Raw genomic sequence first — 9,715 nt, 5'->3', positions numbered from 1 at the left:
AAAGGGTGCGGGGGGTGTGTTTTTTGTTACACCGAGCGCGGGGGGTGGGGGGCCGGCCCCCCCCCCAACCTCACACCCGCCCCCCCCCCGGGGGGGGGGGGGCCCGCCCGGGGGGGCCCCCCCCACCCCGTCGGGACTACAGCCCCGGGTACAGCGGGTGCTTGTCGGCGAGGGCCGTGACCCGGGCCCTCAGGCCCGCCGCCACCGTCTCGTCGAACGACGGCTTCAGCGCCTCGGCGATCACGTCGGCGACCTCGCGGAAGTCCTCGGCGGTGAAGCCGCGGGTGGCGAGCGCCGGGGTGCCGATGCGCAGGCCCGAGGTGACCATCGGGGGCCGAGGGTCGTTCGGGACCGCGTTGCGGTTCACGGTGATGCCGACCTCGTGCAGCCGGTCCTCGGCCTGCTGCCCGTCCAGCTCGGACTCGCGCAGGTCGACCAGGACCAGGTGCACGTCGGTGCCGCCGGACAGGACGTTGACCCCGACCGCGCGGGCGTCGTCCTGCACCAGGCGCTCGGCCAGGATGCGGGCGCCGTCCAGGGTGCGCTGCTGGCGCTCCTTGAACTCCTCGGAGGCGGCGACCTTGAAGGAGACGGCCTTGGCGGCGATCACGTGCTCCAGGGGACCGCCCTGCTGGCCGGGGAAGACCGCCGAGTTGATCTTCTTCGCCAGTTCCTGCGTGGACAGGATGACGCCGCCGCGCGGGCCGCCGAGCGTCTTGTGCGTGGTGGTGGTGACGACATGGGCGTGCGGCACCGGGTTGGGGTGCAGCCCGGCCGCGACGAGGCCCGCGAAGTGGGCCATGTCCACCATCAGGTAGGCGCCGACCTCGTCCGCGATCCGGCGGAAGGCGGCGAAGTCCAGCTGACGCGGGTACGCGGACCAGCCCGCGACGATCAGCTTCGGCTTGGACTCCTTGGCGAGGCGCTCCACCTCGGCCATGTCGACCTGGCCGGTCGTCTCGTCCACGTGGTAGGCGACGACGTTGTAGAGCTTGCCGGAGAAGTTGATCTTCATGCCGTGGGTCAGGTGCCCGCCGTGCGCGAGGTTCAGACCCATGATGGTGTCGCCCGGCTTGAGCAGCGCGAACATTGCTGCCGCGTTGGCCTGGGCCCCGGAGTGCGGCTGTACGTTGGCGTGCTCGGCGCCGAACAGTTCCTTGATCCGGTCGATGGCGATCTGCTCGACCACGTCGACGTGCTCACAGCCGCCGTAGTAGCGGCGGCCCGGGTAGCCCTCCGCGTACTTGTTGGTGAGCACCGAGCCCTGGGCCTCCATGACGGCGACCGGGGCGAAGTTCTCCGACGCGATCATTTCCAGGGTCGACTGCTGGCGGCGCAGCTCGGCGTCGACGGCGGCGGCGACGTCCGGGTCCAGCTCGTGCAGGGGAGTGTTCAGAAGCGACATCAGATGATCCCTAGTCTCGGGTCAGCCCGCGGAGAAGGTGGTGTATTCATCGGCGGTGAGCAGGTCGTCCGGTTCGGCCGTGACGCGCACCTTGAACAACCAGCCGCCCTCGAAGGGCGCGGAGTTCACCAGGGAAGGGTCGTCCACGACGTCCTGGTTGGACTCCGTGACCTCGCCGCTCACGGGGGAGTACAGGTCGCTGACCGACTTCGTCGACTCCAGCTCACCGCAGGACTCGCCCGCGATCACCTGCTGGCCCACCTCGGGCAACTGGGCGAAGACCACGTCGCCGAGCGCGCCTGCCGCGAACTCGGTGATGCCGATCGTCGCCACGCCGTCGCCGTCGGGGGCCGACAGCCACTCGTGCTCCTTGCTGTAGCGAAGCTGCTGGGGGTTGCTCATGGTGGGAATTCTCCTGTACGCGGGGGAGTGCTGGGGAACGGGATGTCTTGGTATGCGAGACGGGCGCCGGACGCGCCCGCGGGAGGCCTGCCCGGGCGGCGCCCGGCGGTGGTCCTGCCGGACGGGTCCGGTGACGGCGGCGCCCCTACTTCTGGCGCCTCCTGGACGGTGCCGCCACCGGCTGGCGCCTGCCGGTACCGCTTGCGTCCGGTACCGGGCGCCCGGTGGACGGGCGCCGCTACTTCTGGCGCTTGTAGAACGGCAGCGCCACGACCCGGTACGGCTCGTGGGTGCCCCGGATGTCGACGGCCACCCCGGCCGTGCCCGGCTCGGCGTGCGCGGCGTCGACGTACGCCATGGCGATCGGCCGGCCCAGGGTGGGGGAGGGGGCTCCCGAGGTGACCTCGCCGATCACCGTGCCGTCCGCGACCACCGCGAACCCGGCGCGCGGCACCCGCCGCCCCTCGGCGACCAGCCCGACCAGCTTGCGCGGCGGGTTCGCCGCGGCCTTCTCGGCGGCGGCCTCCAGGGCGGCGCGGCCGACGAAGTCGCCCTCCTTCTCGAACTTCACCACCCGGCCGAGCCCGGCGTCGAAGGGGGTCAGCGCTTCGGTCAGCTCGTGCCCGTACAGCGGCATGCCCGCCTCCAGGCGCAGGGTGTCCCGGCAGGACAGTCCGCAGGGCACCAGTCCGGCCGCCGCCCCCGCCTCGGTCAGCGCCTGCCAGATCCGCTCGGCGTGCTCCGGCGCGACGAACAGTTCGAAGCCGTCCTCGCCGGTGTAGCCGGTACGGGCAATCAGTGCGGGAACGCCCGCGACGGTGCCCGGGAGGCCGGCGTAGTACTTCAGGCCGTCCAGGTCCGCATCGGTCACCGCCGCCAGGATGCCGGGCGACTCGGGGCCCTGCACGGCGATCAGCGCGTAGGCGTCCCGGTCGTCGCGGACCTCGGCGTCGAAGCCGGACGCCCGCTCGCGCAGTGCGTCGAGGACGGTCTGCGCATTGCCCGCGTTGGCGACGACCAGGTACTCGGTGGCCCCGGTGCGGTAGACGATCAGGTCGTCCAGGATGCCGCCGTCCGCGCGACAGATCATCGTGTACCGGGCGCGGCCGGTGCCGACGGTGGCGATGTTGCCGACCAGCGCGTGGTTCAGCAGCTGGGCGGCCTGCGGCCCGGTGACGGTGATCTCGCCCATGTGGGAGAGGTCGAACAGGCCGGCCCGGGTGCGCACGGCCTGGTGCTCGTCGCGCTCGCTGCCGTAGCGCAGGGGCATGTCCCAGCCGGCGAAGTCGGTCATGGTCGCGCCTAGCGAACGGTGCAGCGCGTCGAGCGCGGTACGGCGGGGGACGGTGCTCATGGATAGTGCTCCCAGGGCATGACGGCGAGGTGATCCTCCCCATCTGTCATCGGACCTGAGAGGTTCGCCGGGAGCCACGCCGCGGACGGCGGCCCGGTTTGCACCTTGGGTGGGACCGCGCGCTCCACGGCGCTGCGATCCGCTTTTCAGATGTGCCTCGCCCGCGCGGTAACTGGGCCTGAGAGATTCAAGGGAGGGACTTGCTCCTTCGGCGCCCCGGTCGGACCGAGGGCTCTCCCGCGCGGATTCAAGCGGCCGGTATGCAGTTGGCGGCCACATCATTGCACGCATTCGCCGCGCTGGGCAGGGCGGCGGCCCCCTTTCGCCGCGGCACCGGCCACCAGCGGTGACCGTCGGGGTGGAGCCGCGCCCCCGCGGAGCGGAGGGTGTCCGTGCGACCGCGGGCCGTCATGCCGTTGTGACCGTATCCGGACGAAAATCACGAGCATCCGAAATTACCCGCTCTTTACACTCTACGGGGAAGGCTCACGTGACCGACTGGAGGGGACGATCACGGTGAACAGGACCAGGGGGTACGTGAGCGCTTCGGGCGTCGCGCTGCCCAAACAGTCGGGAGCACCTGCCGCCCAGGTGTGCGGGGGGCGGGCCGCGGGGGTCGTCCGTGATCTGCGGGAGCGGGCGGGCCGGGGGCCGCACGCGCTGCGCTTCGCCCCCGGTGACCTCGTCGTGGTGTCCGGGCTCCCGGGCAGCGGCAAGTCGACCCTGATGTCCCGGACGGTCCGCGCGGACGACGTCCCCGCCGCCGTCCGCATCGACTCCCAGGACACCCGCGACCGCTGGGCCCGCCGGATGCCCGGGGTGCTGCCCTACGGCCTGTACCGGCCGCTGGTGCGGCTCGCGCACTTCACGGCGCTGCGGCGGGCGCTGCGGTCCGGGGCGAGCGTGGTGGTGCACGACTGCGGCACCCAGGCGTGGGTGCGCCGGTGGCTCGCCCGCGAGGCCCGGCTCCGGGGGACGACGCTGCACCTGCTGCTACTCGACGTCGCGCCGGACACCGCGCTCAACGGGCAGCGCGAACGGGGCCGCGGAGTGTCGCGGTACGCCTTCGCGCGGCACCGGCGGGCGGTCGGGCGCCTGGTGCGGGACGCGGAGCGCGGGAGCCTGCCGTCCGGTTGCACCTCCGCGGTGCTGTTGGACCGGCCGGCGGGCGGAGCGCTGCGGTCCATCCGGTTCGACGGGTAACGCCACCCCGCCACCCTGAGGCTCGCCCCCCACTACCCGTCACCCCGGGGCTCGCCCCCGCCACCCGTCACCCCGGGGCTCGCCACCCCACCGCCCGTCCCTCCGGGGCCGCCTCCGCGCCCCGGGCCCGCGGCTTCGCGTTAGGGTGCCTGGCGCAGACGCAGCGCGGTACCGATCAGGTGGTTGACGATGGAGATTCCGGCCCAGGCCCCCCACCCCTCGCCCTCCGGGGCGTACGACCCCCCGGCCCCCCTCACGACCGACGGCTCGTCCGGGGACGCATGGCCGGCCAACGAGTTGGAGGGGGTGCTCGCCGCGTCCGTCGGGGTGCCGTCCGCCGCCGCGCGGATCGTGGAAGTGCTGGGACGCAGCCGGATATGGGTGCCGCTCCCCAACGGCGGCGGGCCCGCCAGCGCCACCCTGGACCTGCCCACCCTGGAGATCGACGGCCAGGCGTACGTCCCGGTGTTCACCTCCGCCGCACAGTTCCGGCAGGTCGTCGGGGACCGGACGGACGGCACGGTCGCCCCGGCCGTCGAGTTCGCCCGGGGGCTGCCCCCGCAACTCGGCATCGTCCTCAACCCCGGCGGAGCGGTCGGCGTCCCGCTGCCGCCCCCGGCCGTCGCGGAGCTCTGCCGCGCCGGCCGCACCGCCCTGGACGGCCCCGGCCGCGGCGGCCGGGTGCGGCTGCGCCAGCCCGACTGGAAGGAGGACCCGGTGGACTTCCTCACCGCCGCGGCGGCCGAGTTCGCCTCGGTGGGCGTGGTCACCACCGCCCGTCGCGCGCTGGCCAGCGTGGAGGACGGCGACCCCGCACTGTTCATCGGCGTCGAACTCGACCAGGTGGAGGGGGCGGCCGGCGAACTGCCGCTGGACGCCCTCGGCCGGGCCCTCGGCCTGGCCCCCGTCGCCTGGGGGGTCAACCTGATCCTCCTCGACGTCGCCCAGGACCCGGTGGCCGACTGGATGCGCGAGCAGGTGCGGCCGTTCTACGTCCGGGGCCAGTGATCCCCGGGCCGCGGAGCGGTCGCCACCTGTGACGGACCTGGGACCGTCGGGTCAAATCGGTCCCGGCGGCGGCGCTTAAGCTGGTTCCATGGTCCGGCCGGGCCGAAGCACCCGCCGGGCCGTGGCGGACGTGTCGGGTTCGGAACCGTGCTGCGCTGTTCCGAGGTGTCGTGAAGGGGCGGTCAAGGGTGAGTGCGTCGGGCACGGCTGCGGCCGGGCAGATCGAGCACATGCTGCGCCAGGTGACCCCCGGGCGCTACGACGCGTACGAGGCGCTGCTGCGCGCCCTCGCCGACCCCGCCTCCGGCCAGGTCTGGATGCTGTTGTGGCACGGCAGACCGGGCTCGCCCGACGCCCAGTACGGCAACATGGAGTTGGACGGCCTCGGCTACGCGCCCTGTGTGACCTCCGCCCAGGAGCTGTCCGCGAGCGGCTGGAACCGTTCGTACGAGGTGGTGTCCGTGGCCGAGGTGGCGCGCGCGCTCTACCCCGACCGGTACGGCCTCTGGCTCAATCCGCACACCCCGGGCGGCGGCGTCGGCATCCCGTGGCTCGACCTGCGGCGGATCGCCACTGGTCTGGACCGCCAGCCCGCCGGGCCGCTCCGGATCTCCGAGCCGGCCATCGAAATCCCGCAGTTCTACGCCGTGTTGGGGCAGAACGCACACCGCACCTCGGTGGTGCGCACCCTGCGTCGCGCCTGGGTACAGCCGGCTCTGGGCGCCCCGTACCTGGCGATCGGGCTGGACGTGTACGACAGCGGTCCGCAGTCCGTCGACGCGGTGCGGACGATGATGCAGCAGTCGATCGGTGCGGTTCCCGAGGGGCTCGCGGTGTCCACGGTCGCCCTCGCCGACGCGTACGACCCCGTAGCGATGTGGCTGAGGGCGAACGCCCGGCCGTTCTACGATCGCGAATCACACGTCGCTCCGGTCGCTCCTACCACCGGGTACGGTTACCCGCCCCGCTGACGCACCCTCCCTCCCGGTCTGTCGCCTCCCGGGTGCTGTGGGCTGCTTGTTCCCTTTCGGTCTCCGTGGGGCATCTGTGGTCACCCGTCGCACACATCTACGCGCGTGCGCACTTCAGCCCCAACGGTCCCCCGTCCGGGCTGCGTTATTGACCGTTCGGATAACGGAACCCCTCAACCCGGATCACGGTTGCGCATCCATTCAGGGCGAGGTCTGGCTACGGATCGCAACCGCGATGAAGACTCCCGCACCAGAGGTCACGCGCCCCGTCGAACGGGGTGCCCAGCCCTCGAGTACGACGTACCGCCGCACGTCGCCACCGGCAACTGTGGTCCGGTCGCCGCCGGTTGAGAAGAGGGGTCTCTGTCACGATGACGGCACCATTGCACGAGCCGACCGCCGAGGCGGCTGGGTCGGCCGCCGCGGAGGTTGCCGCGGCCCAGGGGGAGGCGGTGCAGGGGCGCTCGCTCGGGCGCATCGCCTGGGAGCGTCTGAAACGCGACAAACTCGCCCTGTTCGGGGGCGCCGTGGTGGTGATGCTGATCCTGGTCGCGGTGTTCGCCCCGCTGATCACCAAGCTCTACGGCGAGGACCCGAACGCCTACCACGAAGATCTGATCGACCCGCTGATGTCGACCCCGGTGGGTTCGTTCGGCGGCATGAGCGGCGACCACTGGTTCGGGGTCGAGCCCGTCAACGGTCGCGACATCTTCGCCCGGATCGTGCACGGGGCGCGGATCTCCCTGCTGGTCGGCTTCGCGTCCGCGCTGGTCGCGGTGGCGATCGGCACCGTCCTCGGGGTGCTCGCCGGGTACTTCGGCGGCTGGCTGGACGCGCTGATCAGCCGGACGATGGACCTGCTGCTGTCCTTCCCGCAGCTGCTGTTCATCATCGCCCTGGTCTCCGTGATGCCGAACGAGATGCTGGGACTGACCGGCACCGGCGTCCGGGTGCTGGTGATGATCCTGGTGATCGGGTTCTTCGGCTGGCCCTACGTGGGCCGGGTGGTCCGCGGGCAGACCCTCTCGCTGCGCGAGCGCGAGTACGTGGAGGCCGCCCGCAGCCTCGGGGCCGGACGGTTCTACATCCTGTTCAAGGAGCTGCTGCCCAATCTGGTGGCTCCGATTATCGTGTACATGACGATGATGATCCCCACCAACATCCTCACGGAGGCGGCCCTCAGCTTCCTGGGTGTCGGCGTCAAGCCACCCACCTCCTCCTGGGGCGACATGCTCTCCCTGGCCGTGAACTACTACGAGTCCGACCCGATGTACATGGTCATTCCGGGCCTGGCGATCTTCATCACGGTCCTCGCGTTCAACCTCTTCGGCGACGGTGTGCGCGACGCGCTCGACCCCAAGGGTTCCCGCTGAACTGCCGTACCCCCAAGGGCCCGTCACCGGCGGGCCACGATCACACGGAGGAACCGACATCGTGACTACCCACAGCAGAGGACGGCGCAAGCAGATCGCGGCGGCGACGGCCGTGGTCGCGGCACTGCTGGCCACGGCGGCGTGCGGCGGCGGCAGCGACGACAACGATGGCAAGGGCGGCGGCAAGGCCGCTGGCTTCGACGCGGCCAACAACAAGGTCGCCAACGCCGCCACCAAGAAGGGCGGCACGCTCAAGTTCGCGGCTGCCCAGGACGCCGACTCGTGGGACACCACCCGGGCGTACTACGGCTTCGCGTGGAACTTCATGCGCTACTACAGCCGTCAGCTGGTCACCAGTCAGACCGAGCCCGGCAAGGCCGGCTCCGATCTGACCCCGGACCTCGCGACCGCGCGCGCCGAGATCAGCGACGACGGCAAGACGTACAAGTACACGCTGCGGGACGGGATCACCTGGGAGGACGGCAAGCCGATCACCTCCAAGGACGTCAAGTACGGCATCGAGCGCGTGTGGGCGCAGGACGTGCTGGCCGGCGGTCCGATCTACCTGAAGGACGTCCTCGACCCCAAGGGCGAGTACCCGGGCCCGTACAAGGACAAGTCCGCGGACAAGCTCGGTCTGAAGGCGATCGAGACGCCCGACGACAAGACCATCATCTTCAAGCTCCCCACGGCGAACAGTGACTTCGAGGAGATCCTCGCGCTCACCTCGGCCTCGCCGGTCCGCCAGGACAAGGACACCAAGTCCAAGTACGGCCTCAAGCCGTTCTCCTCCGGCCCGTACAAGTTCGCCTCGTACACGCCGAAGAAGGAGATCACGCTCGTCCGTAACCCGGAGTGGAAGCAGACCTCCGACCCGGTGCGCAAGGCACTGCCGGACAAGATCACGGTGAACTTCTTCTCGAACGCCAACGAGATGGACAACCGCATCCTCGCCGGTGACTACCACCTGGACCTCAACCAGACCGGTCTGTCCCCGCAGGGCCGCATCAAGGCGCTCAAGAGCCACAAGGGCAACCTCGACAACCCGGTCTCCGGATTCATCCGGTACGCGGCGTTCCCGCAGTCGGTCGCCCCGTTCGACAACATCGAGTGCCGCAAGGCCGTCATCTACGGCGCCGACCACAAGTCGCTCCAGACCGCGCGCGGCGGCCCGATGGCCGGTGGCGACATCGGCACCAACATGCTCCCGCCGGCCGTCCCCGGTTCCGAGGGCCAGAAGTACGACCCCTACGGCCTCGCCAAGAACGACGGCAAGCCGGACGTGGCGAAGGCCAAGGAAGCACTCAAGAAGTGCGGCAAGCCGAACGGCTTCGACACCACCATCGCGGTCCGCAACAACAAGCCGGTCGAGGTGGCCACCGCCGAGTCGCTCCAGACCTCGCTGAAGGCGATCGGCGTCAACGTCGAGATCGACAAGTACGACGGTTCGCAGACCTCCGGCATCATCGGCAACCCGAAGCTCGTCAAGGACAAGAACTACGGGATCATCATCATGGGCTGGGGCCCCGACTTCCCGTCGGTGCAGGGCTACGGCCAGCCGCTGTGGGACAGCAAGTACATCCTCGACAGCGGCAACAACAACTTCGCCCTGATCAAGGACAAGGCGATCGACGCCAACTTCGACAAGTTCGTCACCGAACTGGACGACACGAAGAAGGAGCAGATCGCGACCGAGATCAACCACCAGGTCATGGAGGGCGCGTACTACCTGCCCTTCGTCTTCGAGAAGTTCATCAACTTCCGCTCCTCCGAGCTGACCAACGTCTACACCACGGACGCCTACAGCGGTCAGTACGACTTCATCAGCCTGGGCCTGAAGTAACGACCACCCCGGCGCACCCGCCGTACGGCACGAAAGGCAGGTGAAGGCCCCAGCGGTGGTGCCGCGGGGCCCCCGAGGCGGAGGGCCGGGTGCCGCCGGCCCCCCCCGGGGCGGAAGGGGGTGGGGCCAATACCACTCAGGGGGGGGGTGGGCGCC

The 9,715-nt window shown here is 70.8% G+C and carries 8 protein-coding genes and 1 riboswitch; of the genes, 5 read left to right on the top strand and 3 right to left on the bottom strand.

The genetic code is table 11. From position 1 onward, the window contains the following. Nucleotides 1-136: 136 nt before the first annotated feature. The 3 genes from glyA to gcvT form a co-directional block, all read right to left on the bottom strand. A complete protein-coding gene (glyA, locus tag ACFV88_RS35020; protein ID WP_385496238.1) occupies nucleotides 137-1,405 on the bottom strand; it encodes a serine hydroxymethyltransferase in 1,269 nt (422 codons plus the stop codon). Between the two features lie 21 nt (nucleotides 1,406-1,426). Further along, nucleotides 1,427-1,807, bottom strand: coding sequence for a glycine cleavage system protein GcvH (gene gcvH, locus ACFV88_RS35015; RefSeq protein ID WP_385496237.1), 381 nt, complete (start codon nucleotides 1,805-1,807; stop codon nucleotides 1,427-1,429). Nucleotides 1,808-2,045: 238 nt separating this feature from the next. Continuing rightward, nucleotides 2,046-3,161 (bottom strand): glycine cleavage system aminomethyltransferase GcvT, encoded by a 1,116-nt coding sequence (gene gcvT / locus ACFV88_RS35010; protein ID WP_385496236.1) that lies wholly within the window; start codon nucleotides 3,159-3,161, stop codon nucleotides 2,046-2,048. A 156-nt stretch (nucleotides 3,162-3,317) separates the two neighbouring features. Then, nucleotides 3,318-3,411: riboswitch (glycine riboswitch) on the bottom strand. Between the two features lie 266 nt (nucleotides 3,412-3,677). Here gcvT and ACFV88_RS35005 point away from each other — a divergent pair. The 5 genes from ACFV88_RS35005 (at nucleotide 3,678) to ACFV88_RS34985 (ending at nucleotide 9,559) form a co-directional block, all read left to right on the top strand. Further along, nucleotides 3,678-4,364, top strand: a complete 687-nt coding sequence (locus ACFV88_RS35005; protein ID WP_385496235.1) for an AAA family ATPase — start codon at nucleotides 3,678-3,680, stop codon at nucleotides 4,362-4,364. Between the two features lie 189 nt (nucleotides 4,365-4,553). After that, on the top strand, nucleotides 4,554-5,372 hold the full coding sequence (locus ACFV88_RS35000; protein WP_385496234.1) for an enhanced serine sensitivity protein SseB: 819 nt from the start codon (nucleotides 4,554-4,556) through the stop codon (nucleotides 5,370-5,372). A 188-nt stretch (nucleotides 5,373-5,560) separates the two neighbouring features. Beyond that, the gene (locus ACFV88_RS34995; RefSeq protein WP_385496233.1) at nucleotides 5,561-6,343 is read left to right on the top strand and encodes an enhanced serine sensitivity protein SseB C-terminal domain-containing protein; all 783 of its coding nucleotides are present in this window, start codon (nucleotides 5,561-5,563) and stop codon (nucleotides 6,341-6,343) included. 371 nt (nucleotides 6,344-6,714) lie between these two features. Beyond that, a complete protein-coding gene (locus tag ACFV88_RS34990) occupies nucleotides 6,715-7,716 on the top strand; it encodes an ABC transporter permease (protein WP_385496232.1) in 1,002 nt (333 codons plus the stop codon). Between the two features lie 61 nt (nucleotides 7,717-7,777). Then, the gene (locus tag ACFV88_RS34985) at nucleotides 7,778-9,559 is read left to right on the top strand and encodes an ABC transporter substrate-binding protein (RefSeq protein ID WP_385496231.1); all 1,782 of its coding nucleotides are present in this window, start codon (nucleotides 7,778-7,780) and stop codon (nucleotides 9,557-9,559) included. Nucleotides 9,560-9,715 lie beyond the last annotated feature (156 nt).

It is taken from the genome of Streptomyces sp. NPDC059816, from assembly GCF_042732055.1.
Classification (GTDB): Bacteria; Actinomycetota; Actinomycetes; order Streptomycetales; family Streptomycetaceae; genus Streptomyces.
This window is presented reverse-complemented; position numbering and strand designations above follow the sequence as displayed.